The organism is Pseudoalteromonas espejiana DSM 9414 (genome assembly GCF_002221525.1).
GTDB lineage: Bacteria > Pseudomonadota > Gammaproteobacteria > Enterobacterales > Alteromonadaceae > Pseudoalteromonas > Pseudoalteromonas espejiana.
In genome coordinates, this window is the sequence record NZ_CP011028.1 from 1733391 (window position 1) to 1758628 (window position 25238).

20 protein-coding genes, 1 tRNA gene and 1 pseudogene are annotated in these 25238 nt (G+C 39.5%); 18 read left to right on the plus strand and 4 right to left on the minus strand.

The window, feature by feature from the left end:
- Positions 1-238 precede the first annotated feature (238 nt).
- The 10 genes and pseudogenes from thrS to PESP_RS08015 all read left to right on the plus strand — a co-directional run bounded on the left by thrS (position 239) and on the right by PESP_RS08015 (position 10692).
- Positions 239-2149: a threonine--tRNA ligase gene (gene thrS, locus PESP_RS07970; RefSeq protein ID WP_089347557.1), complete on the plus strand. Its 1911-nt coding sequence runs from the start codon at positions 239-241 to the stop codon at positions 2147-2149.
- 59 nt (positions 2150-2208) lie between these two features.
- Positions 2209-2769 (plus strand): translation initiation factor IF-3, encoded by a 561-nt coding sequence (infC, locus tag PESP_RS07975; RefSeq protein ID WP_024034072.1) that lies wholly within the window; start codon positions 2209-2211, stop codon positions 2767-2769.
- A 211-nt stretch (positions 2770-2980) separates the two neighbouring features.
- Positions 2981-3181 carry a 50S ribosomal protein L35 gene (gene rpmI, locus PESP_RS07980; RefSeq protein WP_004587840.1) on the plus strand — a complete coding sequence of 67 codons (201 nt, stop codon included), beginning with the start codon at positions 2981-2983 and terminating at the stop codon, positions 3179-3181.
- A 15-nt stretch (positions 3182-3196) separates the two neighbouring features.
- A complete protein-coding gene (rplT, locus tag PESP_RS07985) occupies positions 3197-3559 on the plus strand; it encodes a 50S ribosomal protein L20 (RefSeq protein WP_004587841.1) in 363 nt (120 codons plus the stop codon).
- A gap of 333 nt (positions 3560-3892) precedes the next feature.
- Positions 3893-5710 carry a M14 family metallopeptidase gene (locus tag PESP_RS07990; RefSeq protein WP_089347558.1) on the plus strand — a complete coding sequence of 606 codons (1818 nt, stop codon included), beginning with the start codon at positions 3893-3895 and terminating at the stop codon, positions 5708-5710.
- Position 5711: 1 nt separating this feature from the next.
- Positions 5712-6352: pseudogene (locus PESP_RS07995) on the plus strand (MBL fold metallo-hydrolase).
- 90 nt (positions 6353-6442) lie between these two features.
- Positions 6443-6901, plus strand: a complete 459-nt coding sequence (locus tag PESP_RS08000; protein WP_002960703.1) for an Lrp/AsnC family transcriptional regulator — start codon at positions 6443-6445, stop codon at positions 6899-6901.
- Between the two features lie 130 nt (positions 6902-7031).
- Positions 7032-8588, plus strand: a complete 1557-nt coding sequence (locus PESP_RS08005) for a SulP family inorganic anion transporter (RefSeq protein ID WP_089347559.1) — start codon at positions 7032-7034, stop codon at positions 8586-8588.
- 209 nt (positions 8589-8797) lie between these two features.
- Complete coding sequence (locus PESP_RS08010) at positions 8798-9871, plus strand: sensor histidine kinase (RefSeq protein ID WP_089347560.1); 1074 nt, start codon at positions 8798-8800, stop codon at positions 9869-9871.
- Positions 9868-10692: a LytR/AlgR family response regulator transcription factor gene (locus PESP_RS08015; RefSeq protein ID WP_089347561.1), complete on the plus strand. Its 825-nt coding sequence runs from the start codon at positions 9868-9870 to the stop codon at positions 10690-10692. The genes PESP_RS08010 and PESP_RS08015 overlap by 4 nt, the downstream gene beginning before the upstream one ends.
- A 71-nt stretch (positions 10693-10763) precedes the next feature.
- Here the strand turns inward: PESP_RS08015 and pyk are convergent, their stop codons facing one another.
- Positions 10764-12200, minus strand: coding sequence for a pyruvate kinase (pyk, locus tag PESP_RS08020; protein ID WP_089347562.1), 1437 nt, complete (start codon positions 12198-12200; stop codon positions 10764-10766).
- 384 nt (positions 12201-12584) lie between these two features.
- Between pyk and gndA the strand changes: the two genes are divergently transcribed.
- Positions 12585-13958, plus strand: a complete 1374-nt coding sequence (gene gndA, locus PESP_RS08025) for an NADP-dependent phosphogluconate dehydrogenase (RefSeq protein ID WP_089347563.1) — start codon at positions 12585-12587, stop codon at positions 13956-13958.
- Between the two features lie 72 nt (positions 13959-14030).
- Here gndA and ansA read toward each other — a convergent pair whose 3' ends face one another.
- Together ansA and sppA are read right to left on the minus strand one after the other, a co-directional pair.
- Positions 14031-15041: an asparaginase gene (gene ansA / locus PESP_RS08030; RefSeq protein WP_089347564.1), complete on the minus strand. Its 1011-nt coding sequence runs from the start codon at positions 15039-15041 to the stop codon at positions 14031-14033.
- Between the two features lie 82 nt (positions 15042-15123).
- Positions 15124-16989, minus strand: coding sequence for a signal peptide peptidase SppA (sppA, locus tag PESP_RS08035; protein ID WP_089347565.1), 1866 nt, complete (start codon positions 16987-16989; stop codon positions 15124-15126).
- Positions 16990-17208: 219 nt separating this feature from the next.
- On the opposite strand from sppA, the gene PESP_RS08040 reads away from it, so the two are divergent.
- The 7 genes from PESP_RS08040 (at position 17209) to bamJ (ending at position 22613) form a co-directional block, all read left to right on the plus strand.
- A complete protein-coding gene (locus PESP_RS08040; protein ID WP_089347566.1) occupies positions 17209-19170 on the plus strand; it encodes an oxidoreductase in 1962 nt (653 codons plus the stop codon).
- Positions 19171-19262: 92 nt separating this feature from the next.
- Complete coding sequence (locus PESP_RS08045; RefSeq protein ID WP_089347567.1) at positions 19263-19964, plus strand: HvfX family Cu-binding RiPP maturation protein; 702 nt, start codon at positions 19263-19265, stop codon at positions 19962-19964.
- 181 nt (positions 19965-20145) lie between these two features.
- Positions 20146-20694: an NAD(P)H nitroreductase gene (locus PESP_RS08050; protein WP_089347568.1), complete on the plus strand. Its 549-nt coding sequence runs from the start codon at positions 20146-20148 to the stop codon at positions 20692-20694.
- 202 nt (positions 20695-20896) lie between these two features.
- Positions 20897-21274, plus strand: coding sequence for a hypothetical protein (locus tag PESP_RS08055; protein WP_089347569.1), 378 nt, complete (start codon positions 20897-20899; stop codon positions 21272-21274).
- Between the two features lie 118 nt (positions 21275-21392).
- Positions 21393-21483 (plus strand) — tRNA-Ser (locus tag PESP_RS08060).
- A gap of 53 nt (positions 21484-21536) precedes the next feature.
- Positions 21537-21923, plus strand: coding sequence for a hypothetical protein (locus tag PESP_RS08065; RefSeq protein WP_089347570.1), 387 nt, complete (start codon positions 21537-21539; stop codon positions 21921-21923).
- 69 nt (positions 21924-21992) lie between these two features.
- On the plus strand, positions 21993-22613 hold the full coding sequence (bamJ, locus tag PESP_RS08070) for a BamJ family beta-barrel-assembly machinery protein (RefSeq protein WP_089347571.1): 621 nt from the start codon (positions 21993-21995) through the stop codon (positions 22611-22613).
- 234 nt (positions 22614-22847) lie between these two features.
- Here bamJ and PESP_RS08075 read toward each other — a convergent pair whose 3' ends face one another.
- Entirely contained in the window at positions 22848-25238 is a 2391-nt protein-coding gene (locus PESP_RS08075) for a TonB-dependent receptor (protein WP_089347572.1), read from the minus strand.

A 25238-nucleotide genomic window follows, 5' to 3' on the forward strand; every position in this document is an offset into this window, starting at 1 on the left:
ATTAGCAATTTATTGCAAAATAACCCGTATTGAAGCTGCTTTGAACTTGTAATTGTTATTGTATCACGCGACAATATCTTTTTTTGTAGTTGAGCAGACTCAGCATCTACATTAGCCATATATGGCGAAAAATAGTCAATGCTTATTCGTAAAAGCGTTGTCGAGTCATTCTCATTTAATTAATTAAAAAATACACGTGATACATTGTAGGTGTCACCACTGTATGTAAGGATTTATAATGCCAGTTATTACTCTTCCTGACGGCAGTCAGCGTAGTTTTGAAAACCCTGTAAGTACTCTTGATGTTGCAAATGATATTGGTCCTGGTCTTGCTAAGGCAACCATAGCAGGTCGTGTTAATGGTGAGCGTGTTGATGCATGTGACTTAATTAACGAAGACTCTCGCCTTGAGATCATTACCGCTAAAGACGATGATGGCCTAGAAATCATTCGCCACTCATGTGCGCACTTAATAGGGCACGCAGTTAAGCAGCTTTTCCCAGACGCTAAAATGGCCATTGGCCCAACCATCGATAACGGCTTTTACTACGATATTGATATGGAACATTCTTTGTCTCAAGAAGACTTAGATGCGATTGAAAAGCGTATGCTGCAACTTGCAAAAACTAACTACGACGTAGTGAAAAAAAATGTAAGCTGGCAAGAAGCACGCGATACATTTGAAGCGCGTGGCGAAACATACAAAATTGAAATTTTGGACGAAAATATCGCAAAAGATGACCGTCCAGGATTATACCATCACGAAGAATATGTAGACATGTGTCGTGGTCCACACGTACCAAACATGAAATTCTGCCAAAACTTCAAAATAATGAAAGTGGCAGGTGCTTACTGGCGTGGTGATTCTGAAAACAAAATGCTACAACGTATTTACGGCACAGCGTGGGGCGATAAAAAGCAACTAAAAGCGTACTTAAAGCGTTTAGAAGAAGCTGAAAAACGCGATCACCGTCGTATAGGTAAAGCACTTGATTTATGGCACTGGCAAGAAGAAGCGCCAGGCATGGTATTTTGGCACAACGATGGTTGGAGCATTTACCGTGAGCTTGAAGAATTTGTTCGTGAAAAACTTCGTGAATACAGCTACGAAGAAGTAAAGGGTCCAATGATGATGGACCGTTCATTATGGGAAAAATCAGGTCACTGGGAAAAATATTCAGAAGCAATGTTTACCACTGAGTCTGAAAAGCGCGAATACGCAATAAAACCAATGAACTGCCCAGGCCACGTACAAATTTTTAACCAAGGTTTAAAATCGTACCGTGACTTACCGCTTCGTATGGCTGAGTTTGGTTGTTGTCATCGTAATGAGCCATCAGGTGCTTTACACGGACTAATGCGTGTACGTGGCTTTACGCAGGATGACGCGCACGTTTTCTGTACTGAAGAACAAGTAATGGACGAAGTTTCAGCGTGTATTAAGATGGTTTATGATACATATGAAACATTCGGTTTTGACAAGATCGTAGTTAAGCTTTCTACCCGCCCTGAAAAACGCATTGGCGACGATGAAATTTGGGATAAAGCTGAACTTGCATTAGCTGATGCACTTAAAGCAAATGACATCGAATTTGATTACCTACCAGGTGAAGGGGCGTTTTATGGCCCTAAAATTGAATTTACTTTGTACGATTGTTTAGACAGAGCGTGGCAATGTGGTACAGTGCAACTAGATTTTGCATTACCGGGTCGTTTAGGTGCTACTTATGTAGCTGAAAATAACGAACGACGCACACCAGTTATGATTCACCGTGCTATCTTGGGTTCAATTGAGCGCTTTATCGGTATTTTAACTGAAGAATACGCTGGTTTATTCCCAACGTGGCTTGCTCCAAAGCAAGTGGTAATTATGAATATTACCGATAAACAAGCTGATTACGTGCAAGAAATTGTACAAAAATTAAATAAACTTGGAATTAGAGCCGCTGCTGACTTGAGAAATGAGAAGATTGGCTTTAAAATCCGAGAACATACACTTAAGCGTATTCCTTACTTACTGGTTGTTGGCGATAAAGAAGTTGAACAACAAGAAGTAGCAGTACGTACCCGCACAGGTGAAGACCTAGGCAAATTTAATGTTGATGATTTTGTAGCTAAAATTAGCGAAGAAATTAAAAATCGACAGTAAAAATCGAGCGTGTAGGGCATATACAAACAGCCAACTGCACGCTTATATTATTGATATTCTTGGAGGAACGTACCATTAGAGGCGGCAAGAAAGGGCAACAAACAGCTCAAAAAAATCGTATTAACGAAGAAATCACAGCTCAAGAAGTTCGTTTAATCGACATCGAAGGCGAACAAGCTGGAATTCAGTCATTAAAAGACGCACAAGCTATGGCTGATGCAGCGGGTGTTGATCTTGTAGAGATTAGCCCAAACGCTGAGCCGCCTGTTTGTAAGGTTATGGACTACGGTAAGTTCATCTTTGAAAAAAGCAAAGAACTAAAAGAGCAGAAAAAGAAGCAAAAGCAAATCCAGATTAAAGAAATCAAATTCCGTCCTGGCACGGATGAAGGTGACTATCAGGTTAAGCTGCGCAACTTACGTAAGTTCTTAGAAGCTGGCGATAAAGCTAAGATTACTATCCGCTTCCGTGGCCGCGAAATGGCTCACCAAGAAATTGGTATCGAATTATTAAACCGTGTTAAGGCTGATTTAGAAGAACTTGCAGTAGTTGAGTCTTTCCCAAATCGTGTTGAAGGCCGCCAAATGGTTATGATGATGGCGCCTGTTGCTAAAAAATAATTTTTAGGCGATAATACGCACCGAATTTAGCTCAGGTACCCAAGTAATATGCAAATATTCACCTGTGCTAACCGGTTTTAAAGTAAAATTGCGGCATTTATGCTGGGTTTTCACCGGAATATGGCAGTAAGTTAGGCCTAAAAGTGGAGCTATAGAAATATATCTCACGCCTGCTTACTAATTTTTAAGCAATACATTTGGAGTTATTGCAATGGCTTATAAGCTAAAAAGTCACAGAGGCGCAGCTAAGCGTTTCAAGAAAACTGCTTCTGGCGGTTTCAAGCGTAAACAAGCGCATCTTCGTCACATTCTGACTAAGAAAACTTCTAAGCGTAAGTTACACCTACGTCCTAAGATGATGGTTCATAAGAATGACCATGGTCTAGTTTCACGTATGTTACCATTCGCTTAATAGGGGTTTTTAGAAATGGCAAGAGTTAAACGCGGCGTTGTCGCACGTGCACGTCACAAAAAAGTTTTAAAACAAGCGAAAGGTTACTACGGAGCACGTTCACGTGTTTACCGCGTAGCTTTCCAGGCAGTTACTAAAGCGGGTCAATACGCTTACCGTGACCGTCGTGCTAAGAAACGTACTTTCCGTCAATTATGGATTGCACGTATCAATGCAGCTTCACGTCAAAATGGTCTGTCTTACAGCCGTTTTATCAATGGTCTTAAAAAGACTTCTGTAGAAATCGATCGTAAGATCCTTGCAGATATCGCTGTTTACGACCAAGTTGCATTTGCAGCGCTTGTAGAAAAAGCAAAAGAAGGCCTAGCGGCAGCTTAAGCTTTTTTGTATAAGTACTAAAAAGGAGCCCTAGGCTCCTTTTTTTGTGTCTGTAATTTAATGTTTATAATACTAATCCGCAATTATACTCAATCATTTTTCGGGGCTAAAAGTGCCGCTACCTGTGTTAAAAAACACTCATTTAGAACAACTAAATAGCCAATTTTTTGCCTAGTTATTAACACATTTTTCCACTCTTAAAATAGATCACTTAATTAAGTGAATTGGTATAAAGTTGTTGGCTGTGTATTTTTGTTGAATCACCGCAGTTTTATAATATAAATAAATTTTATTGGTACAATTTGTTTATTAAAGTGTTCGTTAGAGAAAACTATGTTTGCAAGTCTGTTATTTTTATCTGCGGTAATGGCAGATAACAGTCATCTACCTCCATTAATTCCTTGGCAAGGCGAAAGTATTTCGCTGTTACAGCAACAAGGGCCGCTGACTACCGATTTTGAATTATCTGAAGGGCAAGCGTCGCCAAATTATAAAGACACCATGGCATTTATCGACAGGTTAGTTGCTGCCAACCCAACTCAATTTCAATCACAAACGATTGGTTATAGTAATAGTAAACGCGCTATTAAAATGTTGGTTGCCAGTGAGCAAGGCTTTTTTGAAGCAGGGCAAATGGCTAATAGCACTAAGCCGACTATTTTTATTCAAGCAGGTATTCATGCCGGTGAAATAGACGGTAAAGACGCGATGTTTATGTTACTGCGAGATATTGCCACAGGAAAACGCCGTGATATTTTAAAAAAGGTAAATATACTTTTTATTCCTATTTTAAATGTCGATGGGCATGAGCGCAGCAGTGCTTTTAACCGCATAAATCAGCGCGGGCCTGCAAAAATGGGCTTTAGAACAAATGCAAATAACCTTAACTTAAATCGTGACTATACAAAATTAGATACCCCAGAGGTTAAGAGTGTTTTAAGGGTTATTAATGATTACAGCCCAAATTTATATGTGGATGTGCATGTAACAGATGGCGCTGATTACCAGTACGATGTGACCTATGGTTATAACCCAGTATTTGCGAGCGAATCACCGGCGGTGTCTGATGCTTTAAATCAGTACTTTAAACCCGTTATTGACCAAAGTTTACAAGCGCAGGGGCACCAAGCTGGCCCACTCATATTTGTTATGGATAAGCGAGACTTTAAGCAAGGCCTTGCTGGTTGGGTAGCAACTCCGCGTTTTTCAAATGGGTGGGGCGATTTAAAGTCACTCCCTACCATTTTAGTTGAAAACCACTCATTAAAACCTTACAAGCAACGAGTACTCGGTACGTATGTGTTTTTGGATGGTGCAATTAATGCACTTTCTCAATACAGTCATGAGCTAGCTAATGCGGTAAAAAAAGAGCAAGAATTTGTACCAAAGCAGTTAATTGTAAAACGTAGTTACGCAAAACAGCCAGATATCATTGCCCAATTTAAAGGGGTTGAGTATTCATCCTCTGTGAGCGCGCTTTCAGGGCAAAATGAAGTTAAGTATTTAGGTAAAGCATTCACCTATACCGATTTACCAATTTATTGGCAAAAACAAGTGGAGCATGTTGTTGATGTGCCCGAAGCTTTTTTTATCCCGCCTGTTTATAGCAACATTATTGAAAAACTAAAGCTGCATGGTGTTTCTGTAAATAAGCTTAAAGGCGCTAATACACAGCCTTTAAAAGTTGCAAAAATACAAGACTATACATTTGATAAAGCGCCGTTTGAGGGACGCTTTAGAGTTACTGCTTCATTTGATTATGCACCTGCACCAAATGTAAATTTAGATGGCTGGTTTCAAGTGAATACGCAGCAAAAAGCAGGTGAGCTGGCTGTACATCTGTTACATCCAGAGGCACCAGATTCGTTTTTTGCTTGGGGAGAATTTAACACTGTTTTTCAACGTACGGAATACATGGAAAACTACGCTTTAATTCCGTTCGCACGTAAAATGCTAAAAGATAACCCCAAACTAGCGCTCGAGTTTGATAAAAAACTAAAAGATAAATCGTTTGCACAAGACGCAGATGCTCGCCTAAATTGGTTATACCAGCACACACCATTTTACGATGAAGCCTACTTAAAATACCCGATTTTAATGTCGTATGAGCAAAAAGTAGCGATTGTTGATCAAAAAGATAAAGAAATTTAATATGCACGTTATTACTATTCCTGTTACACCCTTTTCGCAAAATTGCAGAATTATTGCGTGTAAAAATACCCATCAAGCCGTTGTTATTGACCCAGGCGGAGATACACAAACAATAATTGCTGCGCTCAATGAGCACAATTATGCATTGAGCGCTATTTGGTTAACGCATGGGAATTAGATCATGTTGGAGCCGCTGATGAACTGCGTAAGTACTATAGCGTTAAAATTATTGGCCCTCACAAAGATGAACAATTTTGGTTTGAAAACTTGCCTATGCAAGCTCAAATGTTTGGTTTTGCGCCAATCAGTGCATTTTACCCTGACATTTGGCTTAATCATGATGATGTAGTAAGTGTTGGCAACTTAAGTTTTAGCGTTAAACATTGCCCCGGACACACCCCAGGCCACATTGTATTTTATCAACCTGACAATAAAAGCGTGATTGTAGGTGACGTTATTTTTAAAGGCTCTGTTGGGCGCACCGACTTCCCTAAGGGAAATAGTCAGCAGTTAATAGAGTCGATAAAAAGCCAAGTTCTAACACTTGACGACGATACACAAATCCTCGCAGGGCACGGGCCAGATACGAGCGTTGGTTTTGAAAAACGCACAAATCCGTTTGTAAGTGGTCAATTTGGTTAATTAAAATCGGTTAAAATGCAAAATTATTGCAGACGGGATTTTAAATTGGCTGTATAATTTAACCAGTTTATTAGATAAATAAGAAATAAAATGTCTCTAAATCACGTAGATCGCCAAATTTTGGCACTTTTACAACAGGACGCAAGCCTATCAACTGCTGAAATAGCAGACAAAGTGGGCTTGTCGCAATCTCCATGCTGGCGCCGAATCGCTAAACTTGAACAAGATGGCTACATTAAAAGCAAAGTTGCGCTTTTAGATGAGAAGAAACTTGGCTTCGACATGCTTGTTTACGCTCATGTACGTTTATCAAACCATGGTAAGAAAAATCTAGCTGAATTTGAAAAACTGATTATGAGCTACGATGAAGTAACAGAGTGTTACACCATGGCGGGTACTATGGATTTTATGCTGCGTATTATTTCACAAGGTATTGAGGGCTATGAGCACTTTGTACGTGATAATTTGCTAAGCCTAGAATATGTTCAAGAGGTGCACTCTAATGTAACGATGACCTGTGTAAAACGCAGCACGTCGCTTCCTCTATAAAAAATTACATAAAGTTGCGCTAAACTTATTGTGTAGCAAGCAACGCCGTGTGTTAATTGTTAATTGAGCGCTAATTTGGTAACATTTAGCGCTTTTTCGATCCTAACTAATAACCCCTTTGAGGAACTCAATGTTTAACTTACTCAGCAAAGCGCCAAGCTCTGCTAAAAACGATATTTTATCTGGTTTAACTGTGGCGCTTGCCTTAGTACCAGAAGCTGTTGCATTTGCCTTTGTTGCAAATGTTGAACCTTTAGTTGGTCTCTATGCCGCGTTTATCGTTGGTTTAATTACGGCTATTTTTGGTGGCCGCCCAGGTATGATTTCGGGTGCTACCGGTGCATTAGCTGTAGTAATGGTAAGTTTAGTACTCGACCACGGCGTTGAGTATTTATTTGCAACCGTGTTACTTATGGGGATATTGCAAATACTGGCGGGGATATTTAGGCTTGGTAAGTTTATTCGTATGGTGCCGCACCCAGTTATGCTTGGCTTTGTTAATGGTTTAGCAATTGTTATATTTTTAGCTCAGTTAGGGCAATTTAAAGTGCCTGACGGTGCTGGCGGTCAACAGTGGATGACAGGTAATCCTCTTTATATAATGCTGGGTTTAGTGGCTCTTACAATGGCAATTATTCACTTTTTACCAAAGTTAACAACCGCGGTGCCTTCATCGTTAGTCGCAATTGTAACTGTAACAGGCTTAGTGATTGGCTTAGATTTAGAAGCGCACACCGTACTTGATTTTCTAAAAGGTATGACAGGCAATGAAGCAGCTACCATTGCAGGCGGCTTACCTGAGTTTCATATTCCTATGGTGCCTTTTACTTTAGATACCCTTTATATTATTTTTCCTTATGCGTTAATTTTAGCGGCTATTGGTTTAATTGAGTCGCTATTAACACTTAGCTTAATTGACGAAATTACAGAAACCCGCGGGCACTCAAATAAAGAGTGTATTGGCCAAGGCGCTGCAAACGTTACCTGTGGCTTTTTTGGTGCGATGGGTGGGTGTGCGATGATTGGCCAGTCTATGATTAATATAAACTCTGGTGGTCGCTCGCGTTTATCGGGGATTAGCGCTGCGTTAATGTTACTCGCGTTTATTATATTTGCATCAAGCTTAATTGAAATGATTCCATTGGCAGCACTTGTCGGTGTTATGTTTATGGTGGTACTAGGTACGTTTGAATGGGCAAGCTTTAAAATGATGAAGCGCGTACCACTGTCTGATGCGTTTGTAATTGTGTTGGTATCGGGCGTAACCGTTGTTACCGATTTAGCCATTGCAGTGTGTGTAGGTGTGATTGTGTCGGCATTAGTATTTGCATGGCAACATGCCAAACATATTTACACTACAAACTACATTGATGAGCAAGGCGCTAAAGTATATGAGCTACATGGCCCGTTGTTCTTTGGCTCTGTTAAAAACTTTTCAGAGTTATTTGATGTAAAAAATGACCCTAAAGATGTCATTATTGAATTTAAACATAGCCGCGTGGCCGACCACAGTGCAATAGAAGCAATCGATAGCTTAGCAGATAAGTACACTAAAGCGGGCAAGCAGCTACATCTTCGTCATTTAAGTAAAGACTGTAGACAGTTATTACACAAAGCACGCGATTTAGTTGAAGTGAATGTAATTGAAGACCCTACCTATAAAGTAGCGTCAGATAAGCTCGCTTAATTTAAATTGTGTTATTAAATTTTTAAAAGCGAAAGGTAATTACCTTTCGCTTTTTTATGGGCGTTACTTTGCGGTAAGGCTCTTAAAATTTAAGACAGTTGGTAGTGCTAACACTTTGTAATACTCGATATAATAACAAAACCAATATTTAAATTAGCTTACTTAAATTTAACTTATTGGGTTTAACTAATACGGAGTTGTATTTTATTTTGAATTGGCAATCTTTGGTTGATAACAGGCAACGCTTTTTTTGGCTGCTGCAAATAGCTGGCTGGATAGGGTATGCGCTGGTAAATTATATCGGCTCAAAAGTGTTTGAAATGCGTGATATTTACGTATTTGTTATTTTATTAAATGCCTATGCTGGCTGTTTAATGACAGTACCGCTTCGTTATATTTATAGAAAAATTTGGAATGCCTCGCCTTGGGTTTTAATGTTAGTTGTGTTTGGCGCGTCTTATATTACAGGCACGTTATGGGCAATTGTTCAAAAATTTAATTTATGGGAAATATACCGCCATGGTTATCGCCCAGAAGATTGGTTTTATTATTTACAGCATGGGCTCGACTCTGTTTATATTATTTTATGTTGGAGTGGTTTATATTTTGGCATAAAGTATTATCAGCTATTACAAAGTGAGCGACAAAAAGCGCTTAAAGCGACTACAATGGCCCACGAAGCGCAATTAAAAATGCTCAGATACCAGTTAAACCCGCATTTTTTATTTAATACACTTAACGCTATTTCTACATTAATTTTGGTTAAAGAAAACAAAGATGCTAACTTAATGGTGGCAAGGTTAAGTGATTTCTTACGTTATACTTTAAATACCGACCCGATTAAGAAAGTGCCTCTTGAGCAAGAGCTACATGCATTAATGCTTTATTTAGAAATAGAGCGGGTTAGGTTTGATGAGCGCTTAAAAGTAAATGTAGATATAAGTGATCAAGCAAAAGAAGCGCTAGTACCTAGCTTAATTTTGCAACCAATCATTGAAAACGCAATTAAATATGCGATAGCGCATATGTCACAAGGCGGCGTGATTGATATTAAAGCGCAGGTTTTTGCCAACGAGCTACTTCTTGAAGTAGGCGACAATGGCCCCGGTACCGAACTAATAAACGGACAGCTTGTTAATGCGCAAGGTGTAGGGGTTGCAAACACCAAAGACAGATTAAAAACGCTGTATGAAAATAATTATTCGTTTGTATTATCACATAATACGCCAAGTGGATTGAAAGTTAATCTGCGAGTACCGTTTGAGAAGGCTGTGAAAAAATGACTAAAATTAAAACCATAATTGTTGATGATGAACCATTAGCAAGAAAGGGCTTAGCAGTAAGACTTGAAGAATACGCTGATATAGAAGTAATTAAACTATGTAGTTCGGGTGCTGATGCAATTGAAGCATGCAAAACTAATAATATTGATTTGGTATTTTTAGATATTCAAATGCCAGGTATGAATGGTTTTGAAGTGGCCAGATCACTTAGCGAAAGCACAAAGGCACTACCTGCAATTGTGTTTGTTACTGCATTTGATCAGTTTGCTGTAAAGGCGTTTGAAATTCATGCCCTAGATTACATTTTAAAACCCGTTGATGATAACAGATTAAAACAGGCGGTAGAAAAAGTGCATAGTTACTTAAAAACACAACAAGATAACGCCCATAAGAAAAAACTAGCGAGTTTTGTTGCCGGTATTACAGGTAATAACTGTGAAGAAATTCTAAAAAAATTAGCCACAGGTGATACCTTAACCGATAAACGTTACCCTGAGTCATTAGCTGTAAAGGAGCAGGGCGAAATTATCCGTGTTCCAGTGGCAACTATTCAATGGGTAGATGCGGCAGGCGACTATATGTGTTTACATTGCCAAGATGGGCAAACACATATTTTACGTAAAACAATGAAAGAGCTAGAGCAAGAGCTCGACCCCCATTTGTTTGTGCGTGTACATCGCAGCGCTATTGTAAATACAAAACAAATAAGCAAACTAGTTACACAAGTGAGTGGCGAATACTTATTAGTGCTTGAAAATGGGCAGGAGCTAAAAGTAAGCCGAAGCTACCGCGATAAAGTAAAAGCAGCGTTAGCCAGTTAGTTTAAAATTTTACAGACACAAAAAATGCGAGCTAAGCTCGCATTTTTTATATTAGACGTTTGATAACGGTATTATGCAACAGTCACAATTTTCATTGTATTAGTTGCGCCCACAGTTTCCATTGAGTCGCCGTGAGTAATAATTACTGTGTCGCCAGATTGCAGTGAACCTTGCGCTACTAACGTATCAAGTGCTGCTTTTACCATGCCGTCTTTTTCAGTTTTTGTAGAATCAAAAAATACTGGGTAAACACCGCGGTAAAGAGCTGTTTGTCCAAGCGTACTTGAATGACGAGATAGCGAGTAAATTGGTAAGCCCGAGCTAATACGAGACATAAGTTTAGCTGTGCTGCCTGATTCAGTAAGCGTAACAATCGCTTTTACAGAGTCTAAGTGGTTAGCAGCATACATAGCTGAAAGAGCGATAGACTCAGCATTATTAGAAAAACGGCTATCTAAACGGTGCTTAGATACATGCGTTTCCTTTTGCGACTCTGCACCTAAACAAACACGTGCCATTGTTGCTACGGTTTCTTCTGGGTAATCACCCGCTGCAGTTTCAGCAGAAAGCATAACCGCATCAGTACCATCAAGCACTGCATTTGCTACATCCATAACTTCAGCGCGCGTTGGCATCGGGTTATCAATCATCGATTCCATCATTTGCGTAGCAGTAACCACTGTACGGTTTAATGAACGAGCACGACGAATAATAAGTTTTTGCTTACCCATTAACGCGGCATCACCAATTTCAACACCTAAATCGCCACGAGCAACCATTACCGCGTCTGATGCTAATACGATATCGTCAACAGCTTCTTGAGTTTCAACAGCTTCGGCACGTTCAATTTTTGCAAGTAACTGTGCTTTTGAACCTGCAGCTTCTGCTAAAGAGCGTACATAGCGCATGTCATCACCACTGCGTGGGAATGAAACAGCAATGTAATCAACGTCAATTTCAGCGGCTGTGATTAAATCTTCTTTGTCTTTTTCGGTAAATGCTGGCGCTGTTAAGCCACCGCCTAAACGGTTAATGCCTTTATTGTTTGATAACACACCACCAACAGTTACAGTACAATGAACTAAGTGACCTTCTACTTGTTCAACAGTTAACTGAATTAAACCATCGTTTAATAAAAGTAAATCACCCGTAGTTACGTCTTGAGGTAACTCTTTGTAGTCAATACCCACGGCATTAACATCGCCTTCGCCTTTTTCCATTTTTGCATCAAGGGTAAATTTTGCGCCCACTGCAAGGTTTACTTTACCTTCTTTAAAGGTAGAAACACGGATTTTAGGACCTTGAAGGTCAGCAAGAATAGCAATGTGCTTGCCTAATTTACTTGCTATATCGCGTACAGCTTGTGCACGGTCTTTATGATCTTGTGCAACACCATGTGAGAAGTTTAAACGTACTACATTGGCGCCAGCGCGAATAATTTTTTCTAGATTGTTATCTCGATCTGTTGCAGGTCCAAGTGTAGCGACTATTTTTGTGCGTCTTAGCATCAAATTCTCCTGTGTGCTTAGATGTGTAAGCAGGTTGACGGTTATTTTGTGACTTTAAAATACTTATAACTTATGTATAAATATTTTTAGTTATAGGCAATCTAGTTAGTATTGCCACTATTTTATACAAAACGAATATGTCATCATTATGACACCGGTGTCAAAATCCGTCAATGATCTTAAATTCAAAATACAGTGAGTATTTGTAACCTCCTAAGCCTTATATTTGATACAATTGCAGTGCTTTTTACACGTGTAGTAAAAAAGCATGTGGCATTGGCTCAGTGTTAGCAATTTATGGCTGTATGAGTATAATGCACGCGGTATTATTTAATGAATTACTTAGTTTACTAACCAAATAGTTGTTACCGAGGAGGACACTAAATGCAAGTTGCATTAGTCGGGTTAGGCGTTATGGGGAAAAATCTTGCCTTAAACATGATTGAAAAAGGCATAACGTTAGTCGCATATGATAAAAACCCACATGCGGGTGAAGAATTATTAAGCTGTGCTAAGTCGCAAGGCATGGCAGATAGACTTCATATTGTTTCTGATTTAGGAGACATGGTAAGACGTTTAGAAGCACCTCGCTCTATTTTATTATTAGTGCCAGCAGGCGAGCTTGTTGATGCAGTATGTAACGAGCTTGTAGAAGCCGGCGTACAATGTAACGATATGATTGTAGATTGCGGTAACAGTAACTACAAAGATGGTATTAACCGTAAACTTAAGTACCAGAACAAATTTGAATTTGCCACTATGGGTATTTCTGGCGGTGCAGAAGGCGCGCGTCATGGTCCTGCAATGATGGCTAGTGGCTCAGAAGGCGGTTGGGAGCGAATCGAACCGTGGTTTGAAAAAGCAGCAGCAAGCTATAATGGCGAGTCGTGTTTTGCACGTGTAGGTCAGTCTGCAAGTGGCCATTTTGTAAAAATGGTACACAACGGTATCGAATATGCGCTTATGCAATTAATTGCTGAAGTATACCAACTACTGCGCATTGGTACGGGTCGTTCACCAAAAGAAGTAGCCGATATATTCAACGAGTGGTCAGAAGGTCAGTTAAATAGCTACCTATTGTCTATCTCTAGCCATATATTATCGCTTGAAAACAATAAACAAGAGCCGCTTGTTGATTTAATCGATAATAAAGTGGGCGCTAAAGGCACGGGCCTTTGGACAGCACAAAATGCATTAGAGCTTGGTATTGCTGTACCTTCACTTGTTGCTGCTGTACAAGCACGCCACTTAACTAATGTGTGTGATACAACAGCCGCACAAGAAATGACTTACGCTACAAAAGCAACAAGCAAAGTAGATATTGAACTTGATGAGCTAAAAGATGCATTCACATTGGCAAGTTTACTTGCTTATCGTCAAGGCTTAGCGTTAATTAAAGGTGCCTCTCGTACACATCAGTGGAAAGTAGACTTATCTAAAACGCTACAAACATGGCGTGCAGGGTGTATTATTCGCGCCGATTATTTAGATAGCGTTGCACAAGGTGTTGAGTTTATTGATACGCTTGAAAAAGAGTCTAATGCACTTCGTAAAGTTGCAGGCCAAGCAGTAATGAGCGGTTTAGCGTTCCCAGTACTTGCTTCTACGCAAACGTATTTAGCAACGTTAACTACACCAAGTAATGGGCATTTAGTACAAGCCCAGCGTGATTACTTTGGTGAGCACGGTATAAAAACTCACTCTGGTGAAATATGCCATTTAACTGATTTAGTAGAGATTGATGCTAAAGTTCGTTAATTATTAAACGCAGTTTAGTTAAACAAAAAAGGCACGCTAATAGCGTGCCTTTTGCTTTATAAAAGCAGGGGTTTAACGGCTCAATTCACCGCGCAGGTTGTCTTGCATTAAGTGGCGAATAGTCTCAATTTCAAGGTTTTGGCTAAACAAATAATGCAGCTTAGTTAAACAAGCTTCAAGGGTCATATCGTACCCACTAATAACGCCAATATTTAATAACGCATTACCCGTTGCATAACCCCCCATATTTACATGACCTTTTAAGCATTGCGTTAAGTTAATAATAACCATACCGCGCTTACTTGCTTCACTTAATACTTCTAAAAAGTCTGGGTCTTGAGGTGCATTACCTACACCAAAGCTCAGTAGTACAAGCGCTTTTATATTATCGTTTACTAAACTTTTTACTACGTCTTTGCTTATACCTGGGTATAAGTAAAGTACGCCAATAGGCTGAGGGGTAATGTTAGTTACCTGCAGTTCGTTTTCAACATATGGGCTTAGTTGACCCTTTATAAGTTGAATATTAATTCCTGATAATGCTAACGGCTCAAGATTAGGTGAGGCAAACGCATTAAAGCCGTCTGCATGGGCTTTTGTGGCTCTGTTACCTCTAAATAACTGGTTATTAAAAAACAAACTCACTTCAGCTATTGGGTAATTAGCAGCTAAAAACATGGCGTTTAATAAGTTTACTTGGCCGTCTGAGCGCAGTTGCGATAATGGAATTTGCGAACCGGTTACAATGATAGGCTTAGTTAAGTTCTCAAACATGAATGACAAAGCTGACGCCGTGTACGCCATGGTATCTGTACCGTGAAGTACTACAAAGCCATCGTAATCTTGGTATTTACTTTTTATATCATCAGCAATAAGTTGCCAGTGCGCAGGTGACATATCGGAAGAGTCGATGAGAGGGCAGTACTCGTGAATGTCAAAAAGGGGCATTTCGTCACGGTTAAATTCTGCGTTATTTACCACAGTTTCAGTTAAAAAACCTTCTGCCGGAATATAACCACGGCTCGATTTTTTCATACCAATAGTACCGCCAGTGTATGCGATATAAATGCGTTTACGTTTCATAAAAAAGCCCAGTAAAAAAAACTGGGCTTAGTATAACGTTTAGTAACTTTAAATAAAGCTACTTAGCTGATTATGGATGCTTTTATTGAGCAACGTTACACACTAAACAGCGGGCGTATACACCTTGTGGATCGTTGTAATCTTTAAGGTTAGCTACTTCGTTGCTTAATTGGTTAATAACGTTGTTAATATTAGCTTGCGTTGCTAACACAGACGCTTTTTGTGTGTTTAACCCCAGCAATGATTTAACCGACGCATTACCAAAAATGTCTTGGATCATTTTTTCTTGCGGGCTAAGGTCTTGCTTAATGGTTTTAACCTCATAGTGATTAAGCTTAGCAAGGGCTGCAGCGGCGTCTATTGCATCTTGCTTATCACCTAGTTTATCAATTAGGCCAAGGTCTTGTGCTTGAGAGGCAATCCATACGCGCCCTTGTGCAATTTTATCTACTTGCTCAGGGCTCATGTTACGCGCATCGGCAACCACGCTTAAAAAGCGACCGTAGGCTTCTTCAACGCTCATTTGAATAACTTGTGCCATTTTTTCGTTAAGTGGGCGAGTAATTGAAAAACCAGCCATTTCTGTAGTGGCAACACCATCTGAGTAAACACCAATCTCTGATAATGTGTCTTCAAAGGTCATAAAGGTACCAAATACACCAATAGAGCCGGTAATTGTACTTGGCGCAGCCCAAATCTCATTAGCAGCAGAGGCAATCCAGTATCCGCCCGAGGCAGCAACCGAACTCATTGAGGCAATAACTGGTTTGCCAGCGGCTTTAAGGGCTAATACTTCAGCACGAATAACTTCAGAGGCAAACATGCTGCCGCCGCCTGAATCAATGCGCAGTACAACAGCTTTTACTTTGTCATCTAGGCGAGCTTTGCGAAGTAATGCAGCGGTAGAGTCTCCGCCAATTTCACCTGCTGGGCGTTCACCATCAACAATAGTACCTTTTGCAACAACAACGGCGACTTTTTCGGTAATTGGATTGTCAAATTCAATTGGCGGTTTAACAAGGCTTAAGTATTCACGAAATGAAACTTGCTTAAATGTTTTGCCGTCTTCTTCTGCGCCAACTAAATCAATAAGTTGTTGGCGAATTTGTTGGCTAGTTTTAAGTGAGTCAACCCATTGGTGATCAAGCGCATATTTACCAGCGTCGCCATTCGCGGCTTGCATTTTTGCAAGATAAGTATCCATTGTTTCATCAAAGTTACTTTCATCAAACGGACGAACGGCAGCAACATCTTGCTTGTATTCACTCCAAAGTGCACCTAACCATACGCGGTTAGCTTCTTTAGCTGCATCAGACATATCATTACGGATAAACGGCTCTACTGCCGATTTAAACGTACCAACACGAAATATGTGCTGTGTTACTTTTAGTTTTTCAAGCGCTTCTTTAAAGTAAAGCGGGTACATACCATAGCCTTCAATGGCCACAGAACCGTAAGGATGCATAGCAATCTCATCAGCATGTGATGCGATGTAATATTGTGCTTGTGTGTAGTAATAACCTGAAGCAATTACTTTTTTACCTGCCTGTTTAAATGCATCTAATGATTTAGTAATACGCTTTAGTTTATTTAAATGCGCTTTAGGCATTTCTTGCAAATCTAGCAAAATAACGCTGATGCGTTCATCGTTAGTTGCTTCATCAATTACTTTTACAATGTCATCAAGTAAAATTTCACTGGGTGCTTCAGAGCTTGATGTTGCATCGTTTAGTGCGGCCTCGATAGGGTCAATATACGTTTTTTCTTCTACAATTGGGCCGTTGAGGTTAAGCCTTAATACTGAGCCGTTTTCGACAATAATTTTATCGTCATCACTTGAAAGTGACATAAAAAAAACAACGACCAATAATAAAAACAGAATGTTAAGTATTAAACGGCGTGAAAAGTTGATTCCAGCCCAAATACCTTTAAATACCTTTGCTATCAAAATAGCTCCTTAATATGGTACAGCTAATACATTAGTTCCATCTTAGCTTAGAATAAAAATTAATTTAACTGCTAAATCGTAACTAAGTGTTTATGAGCTGATATAAATACACGTTTTTACTACAAATTTTAATTAAATGCAGGCACATATTGCTTATTACTTGCCATTAAAGCAGAATTAGCTAATGTATACAGGTTAGACCAGTTAACGGGGCACAGGATGTTAGAACAACAACTACAATTAAAACACACACAATTACGTAACCGCTTAGTTATGGGCTCAATGCACACCGGCCTTGAAGAAGGCTGGCATAACCGCAAGCGTTTACGTGCCTTTTATGAAGCGCGTGCCAAAGGCGGCACAGCGATGATCATAACTGGGGGGTACAGCCCAAATTTACGCGGTAAGTTAACACCTATTTCATCTTCATTTAATAGCTACTACGATGTATTTAAACATCGTGCTTACACAGATGCGGTGCATAAACACGGTGGAAAAATTTGTTTGCAATTATTGCATGCCGGACGTTATGCGTATCACCCATTTAACCAAGCCCCCAGTGCTATACAAGCACCCATCAATCCATATAAACCTAAGCAAATGTCGCTCAGCTCAATTAAAAAAACCATTAAAGACTTTGCGCACTCTGCCTATATGGCTGAAAAAGCAGGTTACGACGGTGTTGAGGTAATGGGCTCAGAAGGTTACTTAATTAACGAATTTATGGCGCCGCATACAAACAAACGCACTGATGAATTTGGTGGCAGCCTAGAAAACCGCATGCGTTTAGCACTGGAAATAGTAAAAGCGGTTAGAGCAAAAGTTTCAGATAAATTTTTAATCATATTTAGATTGTCTGTAATGGATCTTATCCCTAATGGTTCAACGCCAGATGAAGTGGTTATTCAAGCCACTGAGCTTGAAAAAGCAGGCGTTGATATTTTTAACACGGGTATTGGCTGGCATGAAGCGCGTGTGCCAACCATTGCGAGTATGGTGCCACCTGGTGCGTTTAAAGAAGCATCAAAACGATTAAAGTCTGTTGTAAATGTACCGGTAATTGCGGTTAATCGTATTAATACACCAGATATAGCCAACGAAATACTCAACGCCGATGAGGCTGATTTAATTTCAATGGCGCGGCCACTGCTTGCTGACCCAGAGTTTTTTAATAAATACGCTAACCAGCAATCTAAGCAAATTAATATTTGTATTGGCTGTAACCAAGGCTGTTTAGATCATGTATTTAAAAATAAACGCGCCACGTGTTTAGTAAACCCGCAAGCGGCGTTTGAACTTGATTACCCGTTAGATAAAGTAACTAAGGCTAAAAATGTATTGGTGGTAGGTGCAGGCCCTGCAGGTTTATCAGCTAGCTGTTATTTGGCTGAAAAGGGACACAATGTGACCTTAATTGATCATAAAACGCAAATGGGTGGCCAGTTTAATTTAGCAATGCAAATCCCAGGCAAAGAAGACTTTAACCACACGTTAGCTTATTTTACCAATGAGCTTGAACGATTACAGGTTAATGTTGAGTTAGGTAAAGCCTATGACGATTCAATGTTAAATAAGTACGACGATATAGTATTTGCAACAGGTGTACGACCACGTGAAGCGTCAATTACATGTAGCGACGGTAAGCGAGTTTTTGCTTACGATGAAGTGATACGTGGAGAGGTAGAACTTGGTAGCTCAATTGCTATTTTAGGCGCTGGCGGTATTGGCTTTGATATGGTGGCTTTTTTAAGTGAGCATAAAGCGCAAAGTATTAGCGATTTTAAGTCGCAGTGGGGCATAGAATGTGAGCCTAAGCCGCATAAAGATGAGCGACAACTGTATATGCTAAAACGAAGTGCAGGGCGCTTTGGTAGCGAACTTGGTAAAACGACTGGTTGGATACATCGTCAAGTTGCCAAACAACATGGTGTAAAACAAATAGCTGAATGCCAATATCAAAGTTTTGACAAAAACGGCTTAACCATTAGCGTTGCAGGACAAACACAAGTATTGCCTGTTGATACAGTTATAGCCTGTATCGGGCAAGTTTCTAATAACGAGTTACTCGCGCAACACAGCGAAAATGCAAATGTTCATGTAATTGGTGGCGCTAAACTTGCTGCGGCTATTGATGCAAAGCGCGCAATTTTTGAAGCGTTGCAAGTGGCAAGGCATATTTAATTTTGTTAACAGGATGAAATAAATTTACACGGTGCGCGGTCTTATGTGTTTATAGTCTATAACTTAATAAACACTGAACCCATAGGACGCGCATGAATAATTTAATTACGCTTTATGACAACATTATAGGTAAACTATCTTTTTCAGATGGATTACCAGCTTTGCTTTTTCGCTTAATTTTAGCGCCTGTTATGATTATTGCAGGCTATAACAAACTCGCTATAAGCAGCGATACAGATGGCTTTTTTAATCAGTTTTTAGCATCCCCAGATGTGGTGCAATGGTTTGGTAATAGTGAATGGGGGTTAGGGTTACCGTTTCCAGATTTATTGGCCTTTTTAGCGGGATGGAGTGAGTTTTTAGGCGGCTGGTTTTTATTAATTGGTTTATTTACACGTTTAGTCAGTATTCCGCTTATGTTTACAATGGTAGTAGCCGCTACAACGGTACATTGGCATAACGGTTGGTTCGCTATAGCGCCAACTAACCCAGAAACAAGTGCAGCACAAGTACTTGATTGGTTATCAGTCCCTGGTGCCAAAGAAAGCCTCGAAAATTCATTAGAAGTACAAGAGCGCATAGGTAAAATTCGCGGCTTAGTTGAAGAACATGGTTTTCCTGATTATCTATACGCTAAAGGTAAACCATCAATATTGAATAATGGTATCGAATTTTCTGCTATATATTTTGCTATGCTATTGAGTTTGTTTTTTATAGGTGGCGGACGTTTTGTAAGCCTAGATTATTGGTTAAAGCGCGGTGCTTTAAAAAGTCATGCTTTAAAAGCACCGTGACTCAAAACCCACATATTTAATATTTTTAAAGTAGGCGCATAATTAACTTATGCGCCTTTATTGTTTGGGCGCGCTAAACCCTGCTATATAAACCATTAAAGGTGAATACCCTTAGTACGTTAGTGTTTATTTTTTTAACTTTTAAATGTTACTCTAACGTTTTGAATTTTGAGAGTGCATTATGGATGCTATTGAGCTTTTATTAACCCGTCAATCCGACTCTAAATTAACAACACCTGGGCCTAATTTAGAGCAACTCGATATTATTAAACAAGCCGCATTGCGTGTGCCTGATCATGGTTGCATTGCACCATGGCAATTTATAGTTGTTGAAGCTGAAGCCCGCGAAACGCTCGGCGATATTTATTATCAAAGCGCAATAGCCGAACAACAAGAAGAAAAAGTAATTAATCGAGCAAAAGAGCTACCGCTTCGTGCGCCAATGATTATTATTGCCATTGCAAAATACCAAGCGCATCCAAAAGTGCCACGCATTGAGCAAGTTCAAAGTGCTGGCTGTAGTGTATTGGCAATGCAACAAGCTGCGTTTGCACAAGGTTTGGGCGGGGTATGGCGCACAGGCTACTTTGCACAAAGCCCAGCAGTGAAAAACGCATTAAGCTTAAACGAGCAGGATGAAATAGTAGGGTACTTGTATTTAGGTACTCCGGTAGTTGATTGCAAAAAATCAGCTAAACACAAGGCAGAGCATTACTTTAGTAATTTATAAAATAGTTGAACCTTTGCACTTTTACACAGTCATATAGCATTAAGGTTGCTGCTGTTAGGCTTGCCCTTTTTTGATTTGGCTGTGAGAAGTGCATGGAAGCAAAATATGTTAATTTTTCTTCTTCAGTTTGTTTTTTAATCGGTTGTTTTTTGATAATGTATGGAAAGTCTTAATAAAAATAACGATAAAGAAGACGAAAACGATGGGAAATTTATTTTTACAAGAGAAAGAAAATTGGCTTGCATGGTCAATTTGGGGAATAGTGGGTGCCTTTGTTACTTTATATGTAGCTATGAGCACTAACACCGCACATTTTATTGCAGGCTCCGCTATGGGAATGCTTGTATTACTTACCTGGTGGATGCAGCAGTCTAAACGGTTTGATTTTGGTAGGGCATTTAAGGTGTGCTTTTATGTATTGCTATTAAGTGTATTGCCTGCTTTTTTGTTTGTTGTAGTACCAAGTGATGATTTAAACCGATTTGATTTAATATTTCAAAGCGTTACCTTTTTAGCATTGAGTTTATTGCTATGCTTGATTTGTTCGTGGATTGCTCGCAGGCCGAAACAGTACTATTAACTAAAGTATAATTTTAAGCCTTAGTGCTTTATTTTTAAGCCAAAAGCACTTATTTAACTATTTATTTATATTTAGGTCTTTACAACTTAGTTAAATACCCCTATTATTCGCGCCACACGGAGAGATGGCAGAGTGGTCGAATGCACCGGTCTTGAAAACCGGCATAGGTTTGTAGCCTATCTAGGGTTCAAATCCCTATCTCTCCACCATTATTTAAAAAAACCGCCTTATGGGCGGTTTTTTGCTTTGTGGAGTTTGATAAATGACAAAAGAAAAAAATTTAACTACATCGCAGTTATTACTTAAGCATGTTTTATTATGGACAGTGTTTGGTTACTGCTACCAAAGCGCAATTAGCTTATTAATAAAAATGGCAGCCGATGCACAGCCTGATGCAGTTTTAATTACTGCTTTTATATATGGTATTGGCTTTAATATTTTAACAGCCCACCTTATTACTAAATACGATACGCATTGGCCAATTATTGGCTCCGCTTTTATTGGCTTTGTGGGCTTGGTTGCAGTGCCATTTATCCTCTTTGGTAGTGCTGGTTTAATCGCTTCACCACTGCTTGTTGGATTTTTATTCAGTTTACCCCTTTGTAGTTACGTTGTTGGTAAAATTAAGCTAAAACACAGTAAAAACTAGCCCCAAACCGGTTTTATTTTATGTTAGCATGTACGCGTCTTTTAACTAACAAAACGTGAAAAACACATTATGTCAGATAATTTTACTACAGATGCTGAAAAAGCAAGTTACGGTATTGGCTTACAAATGGGTGAGCAACTTAAGTCTAATCCTTTTGAAGGCTTAAACCTAAATTCAGTATTTGAAGGCATGAAAGATGCGTACGCTGGTAGCGCTTTTCAAGTTGAGATCCCTGAGATCCAAGCTGCATTCGAAAAAATTAACGAAGAGATCCAAGCTCGTCGTGAAGAAGAGTCTAAAGTACTTTCTGCTGAAGGTATTGCATTCTTAGAAGAAAACGCTAAGCGTCCAGAAATCACAGTTACTGAGTCTGGTCTTCAATATGAAGTACTAGCAACAGGTGAAGGCGAAAAGCCAACAGCTGAGTCTACAGTACGTGTTGATTACCACGGTACACTAATTAACGGTACTGTTTTTGATAGCTCTTACGAGCGCGGTCAGCCTGCTGAATTCCCAGTTGGTGGCGTTATCAAAGGTTGGACTGAAGCATTACAAATGATGCCTGTAGGCACTAAATGGCGTATCTACGTTCCTCATGAGCTTGCTTATGGTGAACGTGGCGCAGGTGCTGCAATTGCACCTTTCTCAACGCTTGTATTTGATGTTGAGTTACACGAAATACTTTCTTAATTTAAATATTAAGTAAAATGTAAAAAGCCGCATTTATAACAAATGCGGCTTTTTTGTATCTGATGCTAACTGCGTTAAAAACTGCTGATATTTAAAACAAGCAAATTATATAATTTTGCCTTGTTATAGACAGAATGTTCTTATCGTAAAAAATCACTTAATTAAGCGAATAAGCATAAAAAAACCGCATTTAATTAAATGCGGTTTTTAAATTAATAAACGCGTTTATTACTATTAAAAGTAGCCACGAATACCAAAGCGGAAGTTTCTACCAGGTAGTGGTGCTTTATCTTTAATAAATGAGCTATGTACAAAGCCTAATTCGTCTGTAATGTTATCTACATTCAAATAAAGTTGCGTGTCAATTGCCCCTAGACTTAATTGATAATTAGCTTGTGCATCAACAATTGTGTAGCCATCTGTTTTGGTTTCGAAGGCGCTTATATCGTCTTGCTCAAAGTAATGCGTGCCAGTAAGAGTAAGCTGTAAGTCACCTAAATTGTATTGTAATTCAGAGCCTAACTTATTAGCAGGGATGCGTGGTAAATTCCCCTCATCATCTTTAAGTTTAGCGCGAGTTGAGTCACCAAAAACCTTGATCATTGCACTTGGGTCTATTTGGTAGTGCACGTCAAACTCAATACCATATAGCTCAGCATCTTTGCTGGCAAATTGATAAACAGCCACAGCATCGTCATGTGCGCCAATTGCTGACTCTAACCCATCTTCTTCATCGTAAACTAAGCCGGTGTTTTCTTGGTAGTAAAAGTTTTTAATATCGTTATAGAAAAAGTTTACTGTGTAGCCAAAATCACCGCTAAAGCGTCTAAAACTTAAATCAAGATTAGTCGATTTTTCTTGTTTAATGTCTTCAGGTTCAAAATGCGCTTCGTTATCTTCAATGTGGTAACCTAAGCCAAGTTCGTATGTACCGGTTGCAATGTGTAGGCCGTTAGATAACAGTTCAGCAGAAAGCGGTGCACGTTCAGAGTGAGATAGGCTAAGTGCTACACTTTGTCCTGGCGTGTATTGCCAAATAGCACCCGCAGATGCACTTACGTTAGTAAAGCTTTTGCTGTATGCAATGCTTTCTTCTTCACCTTCGTCATGATCTTCCTCTTCTTCTTCATCATGACTGTGCTCATGCTCTGCTTCTGTAATTGTGCTTGTTATTTCATAATCTTCAATACGTGCACCAAGCTCAATAGTTACATCGCCAAATTCACGCTCTTCTAGTAAATATAAAGCATGTGTTGTGGTTACACTTGCAGGTGTAAATGCTTCTTCACCAATAGCATCGTAATCAGACTCACTATAATGGTAGCCAATCATACCGTGCCATTGAGCAATTTTATGCTCTACATTTAAGCGAGCTTCGGTTGTTTCATTTTCAAAGGTTGTGCCGACTTCACCGTCTTCAATTTCGCTGTGCGAGTAATCTGTGTAACCTACACGCAGATTAATATTTTCTATCCAGCTATTATCTACAGCATAGCTAATTAGGCCCTGCCAACGGTCTTGCTCTAACTTAGCATAAACAGACTCTTCTGCTTCTTCGTCTTCATGCTCGTCATGTTCTTCTTCGGTTTCGTCTTCATGTTCGTGTTCATGGCTGTGCTCATGCCCAGGAATACCATAATCTGTGTCGATGCTACCGTAAGACAAGCCTAGCGTTAAATTATCGCCAACATAACTAGTACCAAAGTTAAATGTTTCACTATCAATAAAAGTGTTTTCTACTGAGTTTTCAGTTTCAACGTCGCCATCGTCATCTGCTATTGTGAAGGTTGGTGTTTCATAGTCATCACCACTGCGTTTAGTGCCATCAAAATGAAAGTTAAACCCTTCATTACCAGCTTCAAGTTTTGCAGCCACTGTATTTGAGTTTGATACTGTGTCGTGGCTATACTCAGCCGCACCAGTTAAGTCATCGATGTTGCTAGTAGGAATACGATTATCAACTACGTTAACTACACCACCAATTGCGCCAGAACCATATAGTAGGGTACTTGGGCCACGAAGCACTTCAATTTGTTCTGCTGCTAAGCTGTCACTTGATGTTGCATGGTCTGGGCCAATGCGTGATGCATCGCTTGCATCTAAACCGTTTTGTGTAATTTTAACACGCGGGCCATCTAAGCCACGAATAATTGGACTTGACGAAACAGGCCCAAAGTAGCTTGCGTTTACGCCAGGTAAACCTTTTAAAGTTTCACCAAGCGTTGGTTTTGATTTGTTTTTAAGCTCATCACCCGATAAAACGCTGACAGGAGAAATCATCTCAAGGCTGTTTTTATGAAGCGCTGATGCGTACACAACCACTGTTTCTACAGAAGTAGGAGCAAGAGAAACGGTTACATTGTTTGAGTTTTCGTTGACTGAAATACGAGAGTCTACAAAGTTGTCTTTACTGATATGTAATTGGCTTTGTGAATCTACATTTATTGAAAATTCGCCTTGTGCGTTTGTTTTTACGCCTTGGTCTTTGCCATGAATGTGTACAGCTGCATTTTGTATAGGCTGGTTTTTATCGTCTGTTATTTTACCGGTAACAGTAGCAGCCAGTGCTGATTGTGAACATAAAACAGAAAAAACTGCAGAGGAGATGAGTGTTAACTTTGTCAT

Coding starts and splice junctions, on each gene's coding strand:
- PESP_RS08000 (WP_002960703.1), top strand. CDS start 6,443: ATGTCTCTAAATCACGTAGATCGCCAAATTTTGGCACTTTTACAACAG.
- rplT (WP_004587841.1), top strand. CDS start 3,197: ATGGCAAGAGTTAAACGCGGCGTTGTCGCACGTGCACGTCACAAAAAA.
- ansA (WP_089347564.1), bottom strand. CDS start 15,041: ATGAAACGTAAACGCATTTATATCGCATACACTGGCGGTACTATTGGT.
- PESP_RS08055 (WP_089347569.1), top strand. CDS start 20,897: ATGGGAAATTTATTTTTACAAGAGAAAGAAAATTGGCTTGCATGGTCA.
- PESP_RS08015 (WP_089347561.1), top strand. CDS start 9,868: ATGACTAAAATTAAAACCATAATTGTTGATGATGAACCATTAGCAAGA.
- bamJ (WP_089347571.1), top strand. CDS start 21,993: ATGTCAGATAATTTTACTACAGATGCTGAAAAAGCAAGTTACGGTATT.
- PESP_RS08075 (WP_089347572.1), bottom strand. CDS start 25,238: ATGACAAAGTTAACACTCATCTCCTCTGCAGTTTTTTCTGTTTTATGT.
- PESP_RS08045 (WP_089347567.1), top strand. CDS start 19,263: ATGAATAATTTAATTACGCTTTATGACAACATTATAGGTAAACTATCT.
- gndA (WP_089347563.1), top strand. CDS start 12,585: ATGCAAGTTGCATTAGTCGGGTTAGGCGTTATGGGGAAAAATCTTGCC.
- rpmI (WP_004587840.1), top strand. CDS start 2,981: ATGGCTTATAAGCTAAAAAGTCACAGAGGCGCAGCTAAGCGTTTCAAG.
- thrS (WP_089347557.1), top strand. CDS start 239: ATGCCAGTTATTACTCTTCCTGACGGCAGTCAGCGTAGTTTTGAAAAC.
- PESP_RS07990 (WP_089347558.1), top strand. CDS start 3,893: ATGTTTGCAAGTCTGTTATTTTTATCTGCGGTAATGGCAGATAACAGT.
- PESP_RS08040 (WP_089347566.1), top strand. CDS start 17,209: ATGTTAGAACAACAACTACAATTAAAACACACACAATTACGTAACCGC.
- PESP_RS08065 (WP_089347570.1), top strand. CDS start 21,537: ATGACAAAAGAAAAAAATTTAACTACATCGCAGTTATTACTTAAGCAT.
- PESP_RS08050 (WP_089347568.1), top strand. CDS start 20,146: ATGGATGCTATTGAGCTTTTATTAACCCGTCAATCCGACTCTAAATTA.
- pyk (WP_089347562.1), bottom strand. CDS start 12,200: ATGCTAAGACGCACAAAAATAGTCGCTACACTTGGACCTGCAACAGAT.
- PESP_RS08005 (WP_089347559.1), top strand. CDS start 7,032: ATGTTTAACTTACTCAGCAAAGCGCCAAGCTCTGCTAAAAACGATATT.